This window comes from Saccharopolyspora sp. NPDC050642, from assembly GCF_040654735.1.
GTDB classification, from domain to species: Bacteria; Actinomycetota; Actinomycetes; order Mycobacteriales; family Pseudonocardiaceae; genus Saccharopolyspora; species Saccharopolyspora elongata.
In genome coordinates this window covers 36,726-59,638 of sequence record NZ_JBFAIN010000007.1, presented here as the reverse complement: position 1 = coordinate 59,638, position 22,913 = coordinate 36,726, and the positions used below count along the sequence as shown (strand labels likewise).

General features: G+C 68.4%; 1 protein-coding gene (only partly in view). It reads left to right on the top strand.

Annotated elements, in window-relative coordinates:
- Nucleotides 1-230 precede the first annotated feature (230 nt).
- Nucleotides 231-22,913, top strand: partial view of a DnaJ domain-containing protein gene (locus tag AB0H93_RS13680; protein ID WP_358572031.1) — the 5' portion only. The gene runs 12,384 nt beyond the window's last position; the window shows 22,683 of its 35,067 coding nt (coding positions 1-22,683); it begins with the start codon at nt 231-233; its stop codon lies off the right edge, out of view.

The following is a 22,913-nucleotide window of genomic DNA, read 5'->3' as shown; positions in this document are numbered from 1 at the left end:
TCCAGATTCCCCAGGATGGTGTCTGGGCGCCTATTTACTATTCGCTAACTGCGCTGATCGAGAAGCCGCCGTTGGTGATCTCGAACGATATGTACGCGTTGGCCCGTGAGATGCGGGACAACGCGGACGCTGACGTGAACACCACGAGCAATGTCAATTCGTTGTCGTCTGGTGTGCGGGCGAATCTTGAGGGTGAGACCGCGAAAGCGTTCGATGATCACGTTCGGGGGTTGACCGATCCGGTTCAGGCGCGGGCGGCGGCGTTGCGGTACGCGGCGGACATGGTGGACGAGTTCGGGTTGAACGGGGAGGAGGCCGAGTACGACATCCTCATCGGCCTGGCGTTTTTCGCATCCACGATCCTCGGGCTTTATCTGAGCGGGTTCTTCGAGGCGATCCCGGCATGGATCGCGGCTGGGCGTCGGCATCTCTCCCAGATCATCGCGACGGCCAAGCAACAGGCCACGACGCTCTCCGGGCAGTTGCGGATGGCGTGGGAGCCCGTTCAGGAGTTCGGTGAGGAGTTCTTCCAGGCATTCTTGCCCCAGGGGATCACGACGGCGAACGGCAACCGCAAGAACGGCTGGGACGTGAAGGGCATGGCGCTGGAGGGCGCCGTGGGGGCCGATGCCGCGTTCAACGCTATGATCTTGCACCGTCTCGCGAAGCTGAACAGGCACACGGACGATTTCGTGCGCAAGCCGATCGGGACGGGGCAGCTTGATGCGGCTGCGGAGGTGCCGGCCGAGGGGATGGTCATCACGCTCGCCGGCGGCAATTTCGACCCGTTCCAGACCTATATCTCGAGTGTCACGATGGGCACGATCGAGAAGGACGCGCAGATCAGGTCGCGTGAGTGGCGGAACAACCGGAACACGAACAACTCGCCGACCGGAGGCCCGAACCAGTCGCCCCCGCCCTCCTACAACCCGGACGGCAAGGGCCTGCCCGGCGGCGAGGACACTCCCGGTGGAGGGTCGGATTCGAAGGTGCCGCCGGTTGGGTCGGACACGAAGGTGCCGCCGGTCGGATCGGATTCGAAGGCCCCGCCGCCGGGCGGGGCGGATTCCAAGGTGCCGCCCGTTGGGTCGGACTCAAAGAATCCGCCGGTCGGGTCGGACACAAAGACGCCTGCGGATTCCCCGGACGGGAAGCCTTCCGACGTCCCGCCGCCCCCGTACTCGCCGCGTGGTGAGGCGCCACCGTCCAACGAGGTGTGGGGGAACGAACAGCCCCCGCCCGCATACCAGCCCCCGTCCGAGGAACCGCCGCCCGCGTACCAGCCCCCGGCCGCGGAGCAGCCTGCGGGCTCCCCGCCGCCTGGTTCGGTTCCACCGCCCGCGGGTGTGTCGCCTGTGGGTTCTCCACCGCCTGGTTCGGCTCCGCCACCGGCGGGCTCTCGGCCCGGTTCGGCTCCGCCGCCGGCGGGTGTGTCGCCTGTGGGGTCTCCGCCTGCGGGCTCGCCACCGCCTGTGTCGGCTCCGCCTGTGGGTTCTCCGCCACCCGCTTCGGCTCCGCCGGTGGTGTCTCCGCCCCCGGGCGTCGGCGGGGAAACGCCGCCACCCGCGGGCATCGAAACCGGACCGGTTTCGGTGGAGCAACCGGCCGGCCAGCCGCCGGTCTCCGGCACGCCGCAGGACGTCGGCTCGAACCAGGGCTTGCCCGGCTTCGACACGACGACGCCGCACGGAAACGCGCCGCAGGGCGTGGATCCGGCGGTCGGTGACCAGAATCCCCAGGCCCAGCCGTCCGCCGAGCAGCCGCCGGTGCGGCACACGCCCGTCGAGCAGCCGCCTGCCCAGCAGCCGGTCGGCGAGCAGTCCCCGAATCAGCAGTCGCCGAACCAGCAGTCGCCCGGACAGCACGCTCCCGACCAGCAGAACCCCGGTCAGCAGCCCCAGCGCCAGCTGTCGCCCGACCAGCAGGTTCCGGGTCAGCAGACCCCGAACCAGCAGGTCCAGGGGCAGCAGTCGCCGGAGCAGTCGGCGCCAAGCCAGCAGAACGCCGGTCAGCGCGGCCTCGACCAGAACCCGGTGTCGCTAGAGCGCGACCAACCGCGAGCGGACCAGCAGGAGCAGGGCGAGAACGGATCCGCGCAACTCCGCCCGACCGGTCAGCAGGCCGGGCCGGGGCAGCAGGCGGGAACGCCGAGCGCCACGTCCACGCCGTCCGGTCAGGCCGGCAACTCGCAGGCACCCTCTAACCCTGCAGGCACGCCGAACACCTCGACCCAGGACGTGCCCCGGGACAAGTCCGACCAGTCGGCCGTCGGCGATCAGGTCGGACCGTCCCGGCCTTCGACGCAGCTGTCCTACGAAGCGCCGACGGGTGAGACGTCGACCGGGAACCAGCCCCTGACCCAGCGCGACGCGCCGTCCACTGTGTCCTCCGGCAGCGATCAGCGGACGAGTTCGGCCACGTCCGGCAGGGCCGGAACGCCGAAGAGCGGCGGTGAACCGCAGCTGCAGGTGGCGCCGGCACAGCCGGTGGCCCCGGTGAAGGACTCGTTCGTCGATGAAGGTTATGAGAGCGGGGACGAGTCCCAGCACGATGGGGACGTGTCGTTCGTCCGGGACGCGCCGGAGACGTTGGGGGAGACTGCCCCGGCGCTGGTCACGGACCAGTCGGTGGGTGCTGTCCCGGCGGTGGCCCCGGTGAAGGACTCGTTCGTCGATGAAGGTTATGAGAGTGGGGATGAGTCCGATCCCGACGTAGCTGTCCAGAGCCCGTCGGAGACTCCGGTCGAGACCGCTTCGCACGATCTGTCCGAGTTCGAGCACTGGCAGGGCCCGCTGCCCCAGGTGGTGTCGCTGGAGAGCTTCCCGAACGATGTCGCCGCGGAAGCGTTCATGCGGCGGGAGTTCCCCGAGGCCGGCAAGGTGAACCGGGCGCCGGAGGGCAACACCGACCCCGCGTTGGCGGATGATGCGCCTGGGCGCGGGATCAACTGCGGCGTTGCCACGATTCAGGAATTCCGCAGCAGGAAGCACGGCCGGCAGTTCCACGCCGACCCGTCGTCCGAGGAAATGTCGCTGCGCGATATGCAGGACTACTTCGGCGCGCGGTTCAAGGAGCAGAAGGGCGGACCGTCCACTCTCGACAAGACCATTCTGGACACCTGGAAGCCTGGTGCGCAGGGGGCCGTGTACATCAGGTCCGCCAAGGGGAAGGGGCACTTCTTCTACGCGGAGAAGAACGACGCGGGCCGGGTGACCTATGTCGATTCCCAGGACCAGAAGGGGCGCCCGGCTTTCCTGCCTCAGGATCCCGACAACAGGATCTTCTTGCTATCGGCCCCGCCGGGGCACTCCGCCGGCCCGCTCAAGGCCGCGTCCCCAGTCGTCGGCGACACAGGTCCCGCACCGGCTGCCACCGACATCGATGATTCTTTGACCGGCGGGGCTGGGGAGGAGTTCTCTCTCCCCGGGCCTGGCGGGGATGTGCCGCTGTCTCCTTCGCATCTCGAGGCGAACTCCGAGGACATCGAGGCTCGACTCAATCGGATCATCGATGACAGCATGGAGATCGACGATTCTGACGTCGACGTGTCGCAAGCCGAGCTGCAGAGGCATCCGGCCGAGTCCAAGCACACGTTGCTTCTAGCAGGTGAGCAAGGGGTCTGGCTGACTCCGGAAATAGCGCGGGCGTGGCTGGCCGAAAGCGGGTACATCTATCCCCAGGAGGGCGGCATCGACCTGGCCGCGAAGGTGTACCTCAGCGGCCCGCTAATCACCCGGAGCGGGGCTCCCGGTGGGGGTTTGTACTACATCACGGATGGTCCGGCCGACATGGCTGGGCGGACCTACGGGATCGACGAGGCGCAGCGCTTCTACGAGACGATCCGGCACCTGGCGGGCCGGCACCACTTGAACGAGCAGAAGCGTGTCGAGAGCGCGGTCAACGCCTTGGCGGACTACGCCCTCAAGGCGTATCCGCCCGACCGGTTCAGCTACGTGGGCATCGGTCGCAGTCCGGTGCCGATCGTCGCGGCGCTCCAGTCTCGTGGCCACGGCGCCATCAACCTACCGTTGTCAAGCTTCCGGCCGGCGCCGTTGCCGGACTCCGTCCTGCACCGCAAGTTCGTGGCGACGGGGTTCAGCCCGCCAACGGATGGGCAACTGGAGCTGCTCTCCGCGCACTTCAACGAGTTCTTGGCCGATTTGCCGCACGGCCGGGATGTGCTGTTGATCGACTACGTTCAATCGGGACTTTCGTTGATGGCGGCGCAATACTACGTTCAGCAACACCTGAACGCAGCCGAGGGATCGTACGCGCCGGTGGTGCATGCTCTTGGGATCCACGAGGACGGCGATACTTCCTCGTTGAAGCAGATTTCTCGCGATGTTCTCTCTGACGACGAATTCCCGGTGCAGGAGCGTCGTCAGTGGTTTGAGCGCATCACTTTCGTATCACTCGGAGGCCAGGAAGACCCGTCCAGTGGGAACCCCGGGCTGCTGGCGAGAGCGCTTTCGGAGCAGGCTTTCGACGGACTTTCCGAGTTCGGCTCGTACAAGATCCTGCAAGTCGATCCGGACGACCCCCAGCGGCCCCGCCGAGCTGACCGCGGAACGGAAGCCGACGTGGCGGCGAGCGGCTTCCGGCTGCTCCAGAACGTCATCGAGGACAACCGGAGAGGGCAGGATCCGCGGGGCAAGAGCATCGATGGCGGGGATGTGCCGGGTGAGGACGGCATCGATGAGTCCTGGACCGGCGGGGCTGGGGCGGAGTTCTCCCGCCCAGAGGGAGCGGGGTGGAACGCGCACGCCAGAGGGCTGTCTGAGGCGTCGTCCGATTCGGGAGATGGCACACCGGCCGGATCCAGCTACGGCGATGTGTCGGACCTGGCGGAGCGGCTGGGGGACTTCCACGTCAGTGCTGGCGCAGCTCAATGGCGTGGCGACGATGGTGTGTCGGGGCTGGCGGAGCGCCTGGCCGAATTCGACGTCAGCCATCAGGACGGTCAGCGGCACAGCATCGGCAACGCCACGGTCAACCAGCAGGTTTCTCCGAGGCGGCAGCGCTTCGATCCGCCGGCGGAGCGGCTGGCGCACTACCTCGCCGCTGTGGAAGGCGGTGAGCGCGAAACCATGCACGCGCGCCGGTCCGCGGCACTTGCCGAGTTCGGCCGACCCGTCCCCAGCCCGAAGCTGGTCGACGTGGACGAGCAGACCGCCGACTACCGGCCGCACCCCACGAAACCGGACAGCGAGGCCCCGGAATCCGGAGGGCATTTCCACAACCTCTACGGGCGGGACGACGCGGGCAGTGTCGCGGTGATGATGGAGAACTACCGGGCCAAGGAGGAGAGGTACACCGCCAGCGATGCCTTCATCCACCAGTGGTCGCAGGCGGAGGCGCTGTTCAACGAGGTGACCAAGGCGAAGGAGATCGACAAGCGGGCTCCGAAGCTGTTCGGCAGGAAGACGAAACCCGGGGAAGTTCCGGATCGGCTTCCGGACACCATCTTCCGGCAGAACATCTCCGGCACGGCGGCCAAGGAAGTCTTCGGCAACTTGCTGGCCGGCGGGAACGGCGTGGACTTCGATGCCCACGATGATGTCTATGCCGAGGTCATGAAGACGGTGAACGGCAAGTCCACGAAGAACATCGTCGACACGTTCAACGAGTTGAAAAAGCTGCCCGACGACCAGAAGTTCCACATCTCGGGTGGTGGCGTCAGGCAGGATGGCTCCGGCAGCTTCCAGTTGCGGTTCGACATCAGCAGGGTCCGTGCCGGGACCGTCCGGCGATCTCCGCGCGGGGACAAGGCGCGGATTGTCCAGGACGACCACGCTCGGCGTGAGCCGAAGCGCAGAGGTGCGTCCAGGCCCGCGGCGGGAGGCCAGCGCGCGGTTCGGCCGGCGCCGTCCACGGCGAACACGTCTGGGCATCCCACTGGGTTTGATGCGCAAGAGCATCAAGAGCTTCTCGAACTCATGCGCGGGGTGAACAAGGATAATTTCGATGCCGATGTCGACGGCGATCTGGGGTATCGGACGAATTGTGCTCCGGCGACGATTCAGTTCTTGAACCGGCTGGCGCATCCTGATCGGGCCGAGGAATTCGTGGCCGGGCCGAGTGGGGAGGTGCATCGGGATCAGATCGAGGGTTCGGGTCTGAGGTATGTGGGCGAGTTCTCGGGAGTTGCCGATGTCGAGGAATACCTGTCACGCCTGGAGCGCGGCGCGTCCGGCATGGTGCTCGCGTATTACCCTGACGGTGGCCACTACTTCGCGGCTGTCAAGAAAGATCGCCCCATTCTCCTGAATCCTCAGGAGGAGAGCCGGCAGTTCTGGGATTCTCCGTCGAAGGTGGAGTTCTGGGAGGCTCCCCAGGGCGTGGTGCTGACACCGATGTACTCGCCGGTCGGCACGCGCTCGGCGGCCGAACGAATCGCGGCTGAAGAGCCCGAATCGGCTCCGGTCAGCTCGGAGGTCAGGCACCCGTCCGGTTGGGGCGGTGGTTCGCGGCGTTACCGGGGCGAGGATGACGCGGGGCGCTCGGTCAAGTTCGGGCGTGATGAAGTGGCTGTGAGGGGGATCGATGCAGGCGAGATGAGGCTGGTCTCCGCGCTGCCGGACGGCGGTCTTGCCAACAAGGTGAAGCGCTGGCTGGGAGGTGTCCGCGGCGCCACGTTCACCGTGGTGCGCACGTTGCCCGGCGAATCAGCGGCCAAGGCCGTGAAGAACAGCCCAGCTCGTAACGGCGAAGTGACCATGACATTCCGCGGTGCGGTGGCTCTGGCGGTCAACGCCCGGGGGGACGGGAGGTACGCGCTGCCCGTCCGCACCGATCGCGGGGAACTCAGGGTCTGGGTGGATGCGAAGACTGCCGCGCAGGCGCTCGCGGCCGAATCGCCGAGCATCCGCCGAGCCAACTCCGTGCTACTGCTGCTATCGGGATCCTATTCGCCCGATGCCCCGGTGAAACTCGGTCGTGAGCTGGCCGCTGCCAACCCTGAACGCTTGGTGCACACCGGTGACGGCCCGATGGAACTGCAACACGGTGGGCGCCTGGTCGTGCTGGACAACGGTGGAATGCTGACCTTCCGCGGCACCACGGACATCGCTTACGGTTCGACTCGCTTCTCGCGGGCCGAGATCGACGAAATCAATGGATGGTCAACGGTTCGGCCGGAGCCGGAGTTCCGGCCTAGCGCGGATTCCCGTCCGTACGATCGGCCCGCTCCCCGGCCCGTACCCCGGCCGGAGCCGGAGTTCCGGCCTAGCGCGGATTCCCGTCCGCACGATCGGCCCGCACCCCGGCCGGCTGCGCCCGAGTTGTACCCCGGACTGAATGATTCCAACCGTTCCGTCACTTTCGCTCGAGAGGATGCGAAGTTCGGCGCGCTGCGCGACGCGGACGGGCGGCGTGGTTTCGAGTTGCTGGCGGATCCGGCCACAAGGGCGGAGTTCCGCGATTGGGCCAAGGGCATCCGGGGCCCGATCCGCGTGGTGCGCACCATGCCCGGCGAATCGGTCGGCGAAGCAAGGCGCAGGAGCGAGACCCGGCCCAACAGCGAGATCGCAGACTCTCCCTTCGCGAACTCACTGGTCCTCGCGGTCAAGCCCGTCAGGCACGGGTTCATGATCCGGGTCGACCCCGACGGAGGCACCACCGAGATCTGGGTTACCGGAACCACGTTGGCGAACTTCCTCGCCGATTCCGAACGGGTCCAGGAAGCCATTCGCCTTCGGGGATTCGATTCGCTGTTGCTGCCGGTGCACGGTGCCTCGCAAGCAAGCGGCGTCAGGGACCTGGCCGCGCGCTTGCACTGGCGTGGGCTTCCGTTGCGGGTGTTCACCGCGGACACCGAGATGGGGCTGGCGTCCGGTGGGCGAATCGGGGCCAGGGACAACGGGAATTGGCTGGGCTACTACAACCAGACGGTCCCGTCCTACACCGGCTCGGAGCAAGAAGTCCTGTCCTACTTCTGGACGGAGGGCAGTTACGGGAAAGCCGAACTGCGCGACGAGATTCGCCGGCGTGAAGCGAACCACTCGGAGCCGCGCCCGCGCCCAGACGCACCCGGTGCACGACCGGCTGCGTCTGGCTCGCGGCCGAGCACATCCGGTGCGCGACCGGCTCCGGAGAGCCCGCCGACGGACCCCTACGAGGTGTTGGATGTCGATCCTGATTGGCCGTTCCACCGGATTGAGCGGGCGTTCGAGCGGCTGCGATTGAAGAATCTCTCGGACGCTGAATGGCGGCGGATCGAAGAGGCGTTCGCCAAGCTGACCGAGCAGGCCTCCGGCGCGCAGGCGCGTCCCGAGCCGACCTCCCGGCCCACCGGGCAGCCGCCGAAGCCGGAGCGGAAGTCCAAGTCGGAACAGAAGCCGGAATCGAAGACCAAGGCGGAGCCGAAGCCCAAGCCCACCGGGCGGCCCGAGAAGGAAGCGCCTCGCCCTGAGGCGGGGACGTCGCGGCCCGGCCCGGCCGGGTCGAGTTCTGAGCCGAAGCCATCGGGCCGGAACGAGCAGGCCGGGTCTCGTCCGGGTGCGGAGTCGTCGGCTCAGCAGGCGACGCCGGGGACCAGTCAGCAGCAGGGACAGCAGGACGGGTCGAAGCAGTCGTTCGCGGATCCGAAGGGCTACTACAAGGCGCTGGGTGTCCAGCCGAATGCGGACGAAACCGAGATCAAGAAGGCGCATCGGAAGCTGGTCCTGAAGTGGCACCCGGACAAGAACAAGGCCCCTGAGGCCCAGGAGAACTTCCAGAAGGTCCAGAGCGCCTACGACGTCTTGTCGGATGTACAAGAGCGGCAGAGGTACGACGACGAGTGCAAACTGGAGGAGCTGCGGGCGAAGTTCGAGCGGACGCACCCGCGGCAGTCGAATCCGTGGAATTACCCGGCGCCGGGGCCGAGCGATTGGAGTGTCCCGCGCCGCCCCACCGCCCCGGGGAGTGGCCGGGACTATCGCGGCGACAGGACGTCCCGCAGTCGCCGGCAAAGCCAGGGACCGAGTTGGTTCGGTTTCGGTGGTGCGTCGTCGGTGTCGGTGGGTGCGGCGTCGGTGCGGCCGGGCGTGGTGTCGGCGGAGACGTTCGAGGGTGATCCGGCCGGTCATGATGCGTATGTGAGTGAGAATTTCGCGGGTATGGAGGGGATCAACCGGGACAATTATGTCGCGGGTGTTGCGGGGCATGATACGAATTGCCAGCCGTCGTCGATTCAGGCGTTGAACCGGGAGATGCATCCGGCTCGGGCGAAGGAGTTCGTGGCCGGTCCGAGTGGTGTGGTGCATCGGAATGAGGTGGCGAAGACGGGTCTGCCGCCGATGGCGAAGCAGGGCCGGGGTTATGACGATGTGATGGATTTCGTGGCGGGCAAGGACACCGATGGCGCGTATGGCCTGGTGTATGCGGAATTCGGCGATCGTGGTGGCCATTTCTTCACCGTGCACAAGCGTGGTGGGGATGTGGTCTTCTACGACGGGGAGTCGCATTCGCTTGTGAGGTTGGGTTCTCCGGTGGAGGTGTGGTTCTCGCCGGTGACCTCGAACAAGGTCCTGACCCCGGTGTACACACCGTTCCGCCTCGACGACGGACGCACGATCCCGCTGAGCGTGCACAGCCGCGACCTGGACCTGGACGACCACGGGAACCCGGTGAACGAAAGCCGCTGGATGGTGCCCGATGGAGCGGAAGTCGAGCGGCTCGCCGAGGCGCGCAACCCCGACTCGCCGAACTACCGGCCGGGCTGGGACGAGCTGAGCCCGGCGCAGTCGTGGGCCCTGATGGCTGCGGAGCTGCGCGGCGAGCAGTTCAACCAGCGCGATCTCGACGAGGCCACCAACCGGATCCGCATGCTCAACAATTACGGCGCGAAATACCCGACCAGCAAGGCCGAACGAGCCGAGATCGCCGCCGCCGCGCACGAGAAGCTCAAGTCCTGGCCCATCGTCACGAACCTGTTCCCGAACCGGATGGTGCCCGACGGCCACGGCGGGCACGCCCCGCTGATGCGATTGCTCTCCGAAGGGCAGCCGATCCGGAACCTGTGGGAGACGGGTGTTTCGCAGGGGTCCACCGACGTCAGCCGGCGTGCCAAGGCGGAATGGCTGTTCGGCTATTCCTCGTCCTTGCAACGCGGCGACGGCACGACGGTCGCGGATCCGGTCGAGATGCCGCGCTACGGCGCGGTGATCCCGCCGCGCCGGACCGAGGGCTCTTCCGTCCAGTACGGCACCGTCGTGTTGCACTGGAACAACGATGTCCGTGCCCGCAGCACGTTCACGCCCGGCGATTCGTTGGGCGTGGACGAGGACACGAACGCGGTCACCTACACCGACAACGAGCACCTGTACCCGTTGCTCGCCCACGGCGACGTCGAGCTGTTCCGGCACCTCGTGGCCGAAGCCACCGACTATTCCTACGACCCCGGGCTGAAGGACGCCCCGGGGCCGAGCACGCACAATTTCCTGGAAGCGCAGATCCACGGCCCGCTTTCCCTTTCCCTCGTGGACAAGGTGGTGGTCAACTGGGGTCGGGTCGGGATCAGCGGCGAGGACCAGCCCGTCTTGACCAGAGCCGGGGCCCAGCAGCTGGTCGCCGACCTGCGCTCCGCCCACCCGGACCTGAACGTCGAGCTGGGCAAGGAGATCGGGGAGCCCGGTGATGCCGACCGGGCGGAGCAGAACCGGGTGCGCGACCTGTACGGCCTGGACGCAGGCAGGCATCTGGACGAGCAGGACCTGGCGGTGGCACGCGAGCTGGACCGGCTGGCGGGCGGTGGCCCGTTCGCCGGACACGCCAGCCGCCAGGACTTGATCCGGCTGTTGACAGGCGACGATGGCTCGCGCCCGGGCGACGAGGCCCGGATGCTGCGGGACCTCTTCGACACCGCCAGGCAGGATGGCGTCGACTCGCTGGAGCTGCCCGGCCGCACCGACGCCGAGCGTTCGGATGTGTCGGGTGAAGACGACATCGATGAGTCCTGGACCGGCGGGGCTGGGGCGGAGTTCTCCCGCCCGGAGGTTGCGGAGTCGAAGGCACCGAAGTATGCCGGAACGATTTCTGCGAAGCCGGCCACCTTCAAGCACAGCGATCTGCGCATCACCGACCGGCCTTCCACCAGTCACAGGCCCGCGAGCATTGCGCTGCTCTCTGACTCCGAGCTCGGTGCCTTCGAGGGCTGGTTGGATTCGATCGATGGTCCCCTTCTGGTGGTGCGTACCCGCCCTGGTGAGTCGACGACCACTGCTCTGGCGGCCGGGCCCGACCGTGAGATCACGGCACCGTTCGAGCCGGACCTCATCCTCGCGATCGACACCGACGGCAGCGCCCTCGCGGTCCCGGTGATCGGCAAGCGTGGAAAGACCGAAATAGCCGCGGTGGACCACTCCACGGCCACGAAGATCCTCGGCAACATCATCAGGGGCGGCAACAGCTCGTCGGTGCTGCTGCTGACGCTCGGTGCCGACAGGCCGGGAACCTCGGTCAAGGTCGCCAATGAGCTGGTCAAGGCGGTACCCGGCCTCACTGTCAACACCCCCAAGGGAGTGACGGTGCTGGCAGACCGCGGCCGGATTGTCGTGCTTGCCGACGCTGGTCTGATGAACATCAGAACCCAAACGAAGACCACGCACTACGACGTGAGCAGCTTCTTGTTCAAGATGAAGAACAAGAAGGACGAGACGGTCGTGAAGAGGACCACCTGGCCCGAGACCTGCTTCGGTGAGGAAAGCAGGCCCGAAGCCGTTCGGGGAGACGGTGAATCGGCTCGCGCGGAGCAGCGCGAACCGCGCGCGGAGCGGAAAAGCGGCCAGCGGAAGGAGTCCCGTCGGCCGCGGCAGGATGAGCAGCCGCGCGGATCTCGTACTAGGAGAACGGATTCGGGCTCCGTGGTCCGACAGCGGGACGAGTCCGGCCCGTCCCAGAAGCCTCGCCCGGCGCGGACGTCGGATGCGCGCGCGGAGGCAGGCCGCAAGGAGGATGTGACACGCCGCAAGGCGGAGCAGGCTCGCCGCGAGGCTGAAGAGGCGAGTCGCGCGCGGGAAGAAAGCGAGGAGAAGGTCCGCAGGGAGGCGGAGAAGGCCCGCCGGGCGGAGGAGGCGCGCAAGGAGGAGGCAAGTCGCGCACGGAAGGACGCGGAGGAGGAGCGTCGCGAGGAAGAGGCGCTTCGCGAGCAGAAAGAGCGTAAGCAGAAGCGCCGGGAGCGTCGGGAGCGCCGGGAGATTGAGGACTGGTGGAGGTGGGTTGATGATGTCCTTCCGTCAATCCGCGAGGAGTTTGAAGAGGAGCGGCGTGAGGAGCAGGCTCGTCGCGAGGAAGGACGTTGGGAGGACGACGAGGAGCGCTGGGAGCGCTTTTTGGATGCGGAACTGACGAGTCAGTTCCTGTTTAGGTTTGCGAATCCGAAGAAGCTCGAAAGGGTCTTTGCCCTTGCCACGAAAGAGGAGTGGAGTTGGGTTGATGATGTCCTTCCGTCAATCCGCGAGGAGTTTGAAGCGGAGCGGCGTGAGGAGCAGGCTCGTCGCGAGGAAGGACGTTGGGAGGACGACGAGGAGCGCTGGGAGCGCTTTTTGGAAGCGGGACTGAAGAGTCGGTTCCTGTTTAGGCCGAGTCCCGAGCTGCTCGAAAAGGCCCTTGCCCGTGCTCGTGCTGTTGAGCGGGCTCGTGGTTTGGGTGGTCGGTCGTCGGAGATCTTGGCAGATCAACACGCTCGGCAGGAGCACGACGACGAGCGCCGGTTCGGTTTCGGTGGTGCGTCGCCGGTGAGCGACGATGGCGGGGACGTGTCGGATGAGGACGGCATCGATGAGTCCTGGACCGGCGGGGCTGGGGAGGAGTTCTCCCGCCTGGAGGGTGCGGAGCCGAAGACATCGGTCGACACCGCTTCCGGCACCCGCAACGACGCGCAGGACCCGGACCCTGCCGGAAACGGGCCAGGTGGCCAGCGGGACTACGAGGACCTGGCCGACGACGCGCCGGCTGACAGCGTGCCCCGCGAACAGCGCTTCGCTGCGATGGTGAAGACGTACCGGACCGCGCGGGCCGCCGTCGCCGCGGGCGTCAACCCCGTCGAGTACCACGCCGACGGCATCCCCGGTGGCGTGAGCAGCCGCCCGGACGCCCGGTTCGGCACCGAGATCGAGTTCACCATCCCCGAGGAGCACTTCGACGCGGCGGTGCAGGAACTCGGCGCCGCGTTGCGGGACGCGGGTCTCGCCGACTGGCGCGACGGTCAGGAGCTGCCCTCCGGTCTCGTCAAGATGGCACCCGACCGCTGGCGAGTGGTGGACGAGGAAGCCCTGGAGAACGGGATCGAGGTGGTGTCGGAGAAGCTGGTCGGCCGTCCGGACTCCTGGCAGCGGTTCGCCACCGGCGTCGACGTCATCGATTCGGTCGTGCAGAAGTACGGCGGCTCGGTGGAACCGGGCGACGTGCACGTCAACGTCAGCTTCGAGGGCCAGGACTTCAGCCCCGAGGCCAACGTGGCACTGGCCGGCCTCGCGAAGGCACGTGAGCAGTCCCGGTACCGGATGGCGAACTCCACGATGGGAGGACCGCAGCGCGAGCTGAGCATGGCAGGCACGCTGCCGGTTCCACCGCGAGCCACCGACGTGCGAACCCCGGAGGACGTTCGCTCGCTCAACGCCAGCCGCAACGAGGACATCAACTTCGAACACATCAAGGGCGGGCCGGGCGACCGCTGGGAACACCGGCTGCCCGTCGGCCGCATGCACATGGGCGAGTTGCAAACCTGCGTGGAATTGGGCACCGCGATGCCCGCCGCAGCGAACGACCCGGCGAAGCATGCCCGCATCGAGGAACTCCTCGCCGACCCGCGGTTGCTCGGTGACGAGACCAGTGCCCGCACCGAAGAGGAACAGCTGAACGACCTGCTGGACCTGCTGGAGGTGCTGCCGCTGAGCAAGGCGGCGGAGCGGCAGATGGTGCAGCTGTTCGCCGCCACCCAGCCGTGGCGCCGAAGCGGCGCGACGCATGACTTCCAGACGCTGGCCGTGCGCACCCGGGACGGGTTGCACTACCCGAGCCCCCACGAGGACGTGGGCAGGCTGGTCCAGCAGGCCCGGGACGCCCGGCCGAATCCCGATGAGCAGGTCATCAGGTTCACGTCCAGCCCGGACGGCGAGCAGATCACCCTGTGGGACGGGAAGAACTACACTCCTCGGTCCTTCGTGAACTACGTGCGCCTGCATCCCGGTTTCGACCAGGACCGCAGGGTCGTGCTGGAGATCGGGGACGCGGAGGCACCGCAGGCTGTCCAGGACGTGGCCCGGCTGCTCGGCAACGCCGAGATCCGCCAGCGCCCCGACTCCGCAGCAGTCCTGGAATCGGCGGAGCACACTGCGGATTTCGACGGCAGCGCCACGACCGAAGCCGATCGCACGGCCCAGCCGGACACCGACGAGCAGGCCCGGTCGCCGGAGAGCCGGCACGAGGTGAGCGGTTCACGGCCGGAGGCGCCTGAGGACACCGCGGGAAGCCGCGATGACGCCACCGCCGCGCAGCAGCGCGACGAGAGCACGACCATCGAGAACCGCGATGGCGTGTCAGCGGAGCGGCGCGCCGAGACCGAGGTCGCCGAGGACCGTGACGGCACGACTGAGGAGCACCGCGACGCCACCGACGCGGCGGAGCACACCCCCACCACCGAGCCCGCCCGGAACGAGTCGTCCGCTCCGCGCGGCTGGCGGCGGCTCCTGCCGCGCTACCTGCGCCGCAACCAGGGTCTCGGTGTGGGCAAGCAGCTCACACGCACGGAAGGCGCCGACCGGGTGGTCGCCGCCGCCAAGAGCTTGGCGAACGGTGAGCCGACCGCTCAGGAACTCGAGGACCTGCGGGCGGCCGTGGAGAACGATTCCGAGTCGTTCATGGACAACGGCCGAGTAGTGACCTTGGGCGGGGAACGCGTCCTGGTCCGCGCCGAAGTGGACTTGTCGCGCGCCGAGCCGATCGACGCGAACGCGGGGACGAGTTCGGTGAGCGCCGAACAGGCGCGGGCCTCGACCGCCGGAACCTCGGCCGGCCGCACCGCGATGTCGCGGTGGTTCTACTTCGTCCCGATGGCTCCGGGCCTGTTCCTCACCGGCACCGCCAACGCGCCGACGGGCGCGTCGACCTCCCGCGGCCTCTCGCAGCGGAACTCGCATCTCGTGCGGACCAGCGTCTCGTTCCCGGAGAACCCGACGAGCGAGACCGGCTTCCAGGGAATGCTCCCGGTGCGCGCCCCGGCGACGTTCTTCCTCAGCCGGCTCGGCGCCGACGGGAAACCGACCCTGCCCACGGTGCGGGTCGGCCGGGCCGTGGGCCGCGACGACACCCCGATGTCGGTCGAGCTGAGCGTGCCCCTCGGGCTGAACGGCGGCGGGACCGAGGTTCCGTCGCTGCCCTCGGAGCTGCCCACCTCGGGGGTCGAGCACGCCGACCTCCACGAAGACCCGTTCGACGAGGTTCACAAGTACGTCGGTTCGTTGACGAAGGAGGGCCTGAGCACCCTCCGGGAGTTCGTCGGCTCCCGCAACATCAAGAAGCGCCTGCCGGAGATGGCGGTGACCCCGGAACAGGCCGCGCGGGGCGACGGCTGGGTGTCCTCGCCCGAATTGCCGCGGAAGCGCAATCCGCTCAAGAGGCTGTTCCGCCCCAAGAGCCAGCGGGTGCAGATGCGCCTCGTCGCCCGGCGCGTCTACTTCGACCAGACCATCGACGGCTCGCACATCGAGAAAACCACCTTGAAGACCGCCGCCACCAAGGGCTCCCACCAGGCGCACCACGACGCGAGCTTCACGATCGCGGGAGGTCCCGTCTACGACGTCGGCGAGATATCGGTCGGTGCCGGCATCTCCACGGGCGGGGCGTACGGCAGCAGCCATGCGCAGGACCTGGACCGCTCGGAGGGTGCCGAGACCACCAGCTCCTACACCGGTTCGGTGACCCGCTACTACACCCGCTACGACTTGCAGGTCCGCAAGCCCGGGCATTCTCCGCTCAAGTTCGCCGGAGCCGTGAACGGCATCCACTTGGCGGAGCAGGCGGACGCGGAACGTGCCGGCATCAGCGCCGTCGCGGCGGGGAAGGCACCCGGACGCCAGGAACTGGCCGACACTGCGGCCCATGCGGCGTTGCAGCTCGACGAGGCCGCTGGACTGCTGAGCAAGATCATGCGGGACTCCACGGCCGAAGTGCTCAAGTTCTACCGGTCGGAGCGGGTGCGGACCACCAAGTTCGGCACCGAGCTCGACGACCCCGACCTGGCCGACGGCATCTCCCCGAAGGACGAGCGGAAACTGGGCAGGGTCGAGAAGATCCGCGGCGAGATCACCGCCGAGCAACTGGCCCGCCACGCACCGGACATCCTGGCCGACCGCCGCCCACTGGTGCTGGACCTCGAACCGGAACCCGGGTTGGCCCACGACTACCACGCCTCGCTCAAGTTGCAGGCGAGCCTGGAAGGCGACCTGGAACCCCTGGACGGCCCTGCCGACGGCCCCATCACGGCCGAGGAGCTCTCGGAGGTGACGAGCGGCAGCTACACCAAGGGCCGGAACTGGATGCTCTCCGGCGGCATCATCGCCCGCGTGTACATGTCGATGTTCGGGGCGATGCTGACCGTCAACCTCCCGAAGATCTCCTACCTTCGGTCGAGGACGTCCGGAATGGCGCAGGAAACCAAGATTTCCAGCGGCGGCGGCGTGCGCGGCGCGGAACTCGACGAGTCCGGCAACGTGCGGCCCGAACCGTTGCGGCGGTACCGGGCGCGGGTCAAGCTCAGCGTTTCCGGAAACCACTGGGCCCGGCACACCGCGCTGATCCGAGGCATCTCCTTCGGCCTTCCCGGGAAGAAAACCCCGCAGCTGAACCCGCTGACGATCGTGGACCCCTCGGCCGCCGAGCAGGGTCGCGAACCGGGCACGGTCATCGTCGACGTAGTACTCGAACTACCCGCCTCGTATCGTGTTCCGCCCGCCGAGGTGGCACCGGTCAACCACACGCAGCTCAACGACATTTCGCTCAACTGGAGCAAGGAACTCGGTCGCGGCGCGTCCCGAAAGCTCGACGGCGTGCAGATCGTGTCGTTCCGCGGGCTGGAGCACGTGCGCAAGAAGCTGCGTTCGCTGCTGGTGCATGCCTCGAACGACCCGATCTACCAGTTCGAGGACGGCGATAACTCCGGCCTGCGCGACCAGAAGCTCTCGTTGAGCGGCAACGAGTTCCTGCTGCACTGGAGCCGCAGGCGGACGGACGCGGAGGCCAAGGCCGCGGTGTCCTTCATGCTGCGCGACCCGGAGGTGCTCGAGACCGTCTGGCAGCCGTCGAACCGGTCGGCGGCCGGCGGCAGCACCACCAGCAGCGAACAAGGCGGCACCTGGACGGCGAAAACCCAGATCGAACCCTTCATCGGCCCGACCAGCGAGACTTCGGACGACATCCCCGGCACGATCACCCAGGGCATGGGCCTGGTCCTGCACGAGGTGAGCCCGTGGGTGGTCAGCTTCGGCCGCGAGAAAGGCCACCGCACCACCGTTTCCCACGGGCGCTCGGTGTCCGGGGAGCCCCGCCGCATGCACCGGATCGTCGCCACCGCGGAGGCCACGATGGCGGTCGAGACGGTGGACTGGAGCAACCTGGACCGCTGGAAGCTGTTCAAGCCGAAGGTCGGCGAGGTCACCGCGCGCTCGGCCATGTCCGTTGCGCTGGCGCCCATCATGGCGCTGTTCAAGCCGAAGACGGGTCGGGCCGCCGAGCGCTTCGAACTGCCGCGCGCCGTGGAGGCCTGGGTCGACGACGAGCAACTGCACGAGATCCGGATCAGGCAGGCCGAGGAGGACGCGCGGCGCGCCGCCGAAGCGCTCGGGCAGGAACCGCCGGCGCCATCGGAACCGGACGCGCCGACCGATGCCGACGGGCTCAGCCCCGTGCCGGAGGGGCACGAACTCGGCGCCCCGAAGTGGGCCGACGGCGTCACCGAGCCAATCGACCTCTCCGAAACCATCGACAGGCTGCGCGAGGGCCTGGTGCAGCGTCTCGGCCAGGAGCGGGCCGACATGTTGTTGCCTTCCTTCTCGTTGGCGACCGAGCACGACAACCCCAGCGAGGTCAAGCGGTACCTGTCGCATGTCCAGGCATCCCTGGGCGATCTCGCCAACGGCGGCACCGGCACCCCGCTGCGGTTGCAGGACCGGATCACCGGTGAGACCTACGAGCTGCGGGTGGACGCCGAGCTGCTGAGCACGCCGACGCCGGCCGGGATCAAGCACGGCGGGCTGGCCAGGGCCACCAAGGCGACCTTCGAGGAGAGCTCCAGCCGCAAGTTCACCAGGGTGCTGGCCGAGTTCTTCACCGTTTTGCTGCCCGCCGGGACGTTCCAGAACGAGTCCGCCGTGGCGGATGCCGCGGCGAAGCCCGGCGACCACGGCGCGGCCTACGCGAACCTCGGCTTCGGGCTCGGGCACGTGTTCGCATGGCTCAAGCAGACCCGGGGGACTAGGAGCGTTCGCTCCACCGAGCTCGTGCACACCGAGACGGTGAAGGACGCCGCGCTGGCCGAGCACCGCGCGGACGTGTTGTTCGACGTGCGCATCGAGCGCCACGGCGAGCGCATCGCGGCGGCACCTGCCTTCCGCACCGTCACCGCGCACACCCCGATCGAGGACACCGCGGTTTCCGATACCGGGGAGAAATCCCGCGGAGGCAACGTCGTCCGGCGCTCCGCCGAGGACGCCAAGGAGCAGCGCCTCGCGGAGTGGCGCGCCGCCGACACCCCGGCGGCCCTGCCGGACGACCCGAACCAGTTCCGGGTGATGGACTTCAAGGGCGACGTCGCGGACCTGGTCCGCGCGGCGGAGCAAGCCATCGAAGCGGCGGGCGGCAAGGTCGATTCGCACACCCGCCGGATGCTGCGCGCCGAACTCACCCCGAGCCGCGTGAACGCGATCCAGGGCATGTACGGCACCGGCACCGAGGCGGCGCAGCTGGAGCTGCCGCCGGGTCTCGGGCTGAAACTGGGCGTGTACCCGAAGCTGCCCGGTCATGGCGAGCTCAGGGGCGTCAGCGACCGCATCCGCATCGCCGGCGCCAAGACGCCGCACGGCACGTCGGAGACGGAGGTCGGCTCGGGCAACTCGAACATGGTGGCGGCGGTCCCGTTGTTCGCGGCGGGCGTGCCCCAGCACCCGGACTCGGCCAACTACCCCGACCGGAAACCGTTCGGCTCGATGAGCGGCTGGGCGCTGATGATGGAGCCGCTTGGCGCCAGGCAAACCGGGCACGAGCACCGAGACGTCGACGAGACCGGTGGCAGCGAGCTGCCCAAGGCCGGTGAGAAGCCCGCCACGGACGGGATCACCAGCGCCTGGTTGCACGGCGCCGGTTTCCGGTTCGTCGTCGAGCCGACGTCCAGGATCAGCTTGCGGCGCACCGCCGTCGTGGACGTCGACTTCGCGCAGGGTTACGAGGTCCGTCGTGCGGACCGCAACGATCTGCTGTCCGAGCCGCTGGTCAAGGCTGCCAAGGAGCTCGCCGCGCGGGACGCGGAGTGGGCAGCGGCCCACGGCCGGTGGCGCGCCGCCAACCCGTTCGGGCTGGACGATCCGGACGGTGACCTGGGCGCCCAGGTGGATGCCGAGTCCGCCTTCCGGGATGCCGCCGAAGCCGAGCAGGCCGCCGCGGCGGCGTTCTGGCGGGCGAAGCAGGTCTACGAGCAGGAATTGGCGCACGCCCGGCAGGACCCGGGCCTCGGCGGCGCGGAACCCGACGCGCGCGTGGTGTTCCCCGCCAGCGCGGACCGGCTCCCGTTGGCGGAGCGCGACAAGCTGTACCCGCTGGTGCGGCAGGTGTTGGCCGCCCACGAGTCCGGTGCGCGACCGACCGTGCGGTACCGGGTGCACGGTGACGTCGAATCGTCGCGTGCGGCCGACGATTTCTCCGCCACCGCGAAGGAATTGGACCGACTGCTCAAGCTGGCGCAGTCGGCGACGCCGAGCGCCGACCGGCTGGGCCGCAGTGACCTCGGCTTCGACGTGGCACCGCACTTCGTGCGCTCCGAGGGGCCGACGGAGGTGGAGGTCTGGCTCGAAACGCCGGACCGCGCCTCCGTCGGGGAGTTCCGGGATCGCTACCCGCAGCTGTGGGGTGTGAACGCGGAGAACTACCGGCAAAATCGGCCGGGACACACCGAGAACTGCGGACGGGCGTTGATCGCGGCCGCGAAGACCCGCTCCGGCGGGGTCACGGTCACAGCCGACGCTGGCGGTCCGGTCACCGTGGCGTCGTTGCAGGAGGAATTCGGCGGGCAGGCCGTCGTGGCGACCCGCGACCAGGTCGAGGCGCACATGGGCCCGCGGCCGGGTGCCTGGGGCGCGGTGTTCCTCCGCGGCCCGCGCGGCATGGTGCACGGCGTGCTCGTGGAGACCGGCGCGGACGGCCGCGTCAGGTACCCGGACGTGCACCAAGGCGAAATGGCCGAACCCGGACCGGACGACGTGGTGGGCTTCCTGCCGCTGACCGAGACCGGTGCGACGCCGTTGCGCGGCACGGAGCTGGACCCGAAACTCCTGGTCGGGATGCCGAACCGGGATTCCGGTGGTGGTGGGCGCAATCCGCGTCGGACTAGTGGCGGTGCTCCGAGGTCGTTGCAGCGCGAGGACGCGGGCTTGGCGTCCGATCGCGGGGGCGAATCCACGGCACAGGATTCCGTTGTTCGGGGCAATCGGCGTCGGACCGGTGGTGGTGCTCCGAGGTCGTTGCAGCGCGAGGACGCGGGTCTGCCATCCGATCGTCCGGGCGAGTCCGCCGCAGCGGATTCCGGTCGTAGTGGTCCGTTGGTGCGGCGCTGGGACGAGGGCTTGTCGGGTCACGACTCGGCGCCGGTCGAGCGGGTCGCGGACCGGACCTTCGCCGAACCCTTCGCGGGCGTCCGCGACGGTGTCGTCGACGGCGCCTTCATCGGCGCCTTCCGCGGCAAGATCTACGGCGTGGTCACGACCCGCGCGGAGGGCACCAGGTCCGTAGAGGGACGTATCTCGGTCGACGACGCCATCATCCGCGGCACCATGATCGGCAGCTTCAAGGGCCTGGCGGTCGGCACCGTCCACGGCACCATCCGCAACGACATCGCCCAACCCGCGTCGGGCGATCCCGCTCCGGTGATCCGGTTCGGTTTCGACCAACAGGGCGTGCCCGTCGTCTTCGACGCCCGCGACGTCGACGCCGACGTGACGCGCACCGACGAGGACGGGGCACCCGTCGTCAACCTCAGGCCGCAGGAGTCCGATGCCGTCCGCGAATGGGCGGCCGGGTTCGGGCGCATGCACGACGTCCTGCGCTCCCTCCCGGGCGAGACCACGTTGCGCGCGTCCTCGGTGCTGTTCCGCCCCGGAAGCTACGTCCAGGCACCCTGGCGCAGTCCCGGCTGGTTCTTCGTCGAATCGGACGGCGATACCTTCTCCGTGCCGCTGCGCCGCGGCGAGCAGTCCGGAACCGTCGTCGTCGCGGGTGACGAACTCTGGCACGTCACCGAGAACCGGGGCTGGTTCGAGAGCCACGGTGACCCCGGAATCGTCCTGCTCCACGACCGCGACGAGAACTCCGCGGGGCTCGGGCTCTTCGCCCGCACCGGTCACGAGGACGGCGGCGACGCCACCGTTTTCGGCCCACGGGGTCCGTACGGGCTCCTTCCCGCGAACGGGGAGGAGCCGTCCGCGATCTGCGTCGGCGACAACCAGGGCTGGGAAAGCCATCGCATCGGGGGAAGGCAGATCAACCACGAGGAAACCCGTTTCTCAGCGGAGGAAATCGCTCAGATCTCCGCGATCGAACGAGCACTGACCAGCGCGGAGCAGGCGGGCCCCGCGGGATCACCGCTCGCGCACTTGTACCCCGAGACGCCGAGCGCGGACGGCGAGCTGCACAGCGGGTACCGACTGGACGACGGTCGGCCGTTCGAGTTCCGCAGCCGCGAAGTCCACCGCCTGCTCGTGGTGAACGCGCAGCGGCAGGCACGGGTCCTCAGCTTCGGCACCCAGCCCACATCGCACGAGGAGCTGAGCAGGTGGGCGGTAGGCATGGAGCGGGTGGGGCACGTGATGCGCACGATGCCCCACGAGACCATCCCGCATGCGGCCCTCCACCCGGGGCGGACGAACGGGAACGTGCCGGCGCCCTGGACCGTTGATCCGGTCTGGCTCGCCATCGGCATCGATGGCGATCGCTTCCACCTCCAGGTGGAGCGAGGCCCAGATCTCGTCGACGTCGCCGTCTCCGGCGACATCTACTACCGGATCCTCCGCGAAATGCCCGAATACCGGTCGCTGCGCGCCTACAACTCCAATTCCGACATCGCCCTGCTCACCGACGACGTCGAGCAGGCCGCCACCGATCAACTCGCCGAAGCGGCTCAGCAGAACAACGATCCCGTCACCATCCACGTCGGAGGCGACACGACGCTGGCCGTTCCGCCGGACCGCTCGCCGAACCCCGGCCGGTCCGCGATCACGGTCAGCCGCAACGGCGGCTGGTTCAGCTACCGCCCGGACGGCACCCTCGTCGACCGCGCCTACACCCGGTTCACGCCGGAGGAGATCCAGCAGCTCAGCACGTTGGCGTTGAACGACGTGGAGCCGCCTCCGCCTTACGTGGACCGCCCGGCGAACCCACCCGCGTACGCCGACATCGGCCCCCGCCCGGTGGACCCACCCGCCTACGCTGAGGTTGCCGGGGCGTGGCCGTCGCTGCCCCCGGGGTCGGTGATCACCGCCGCTTCCTTCCCCGACGAGGCCAGCGCTGCCGCGGCCTACCGGGATCGTTACCCGCAGCTGCGGGGGGTGAACGAGAACGGCTACGCGCGGGGTGCGGACGGACGAACCCAGAACTGCGCGCTGGCGTTGATCGCGGCCAAGCTGACCCTCACCGGGGGCGAGACGGTCGTTACCGACCCGAGTGGTCCGATG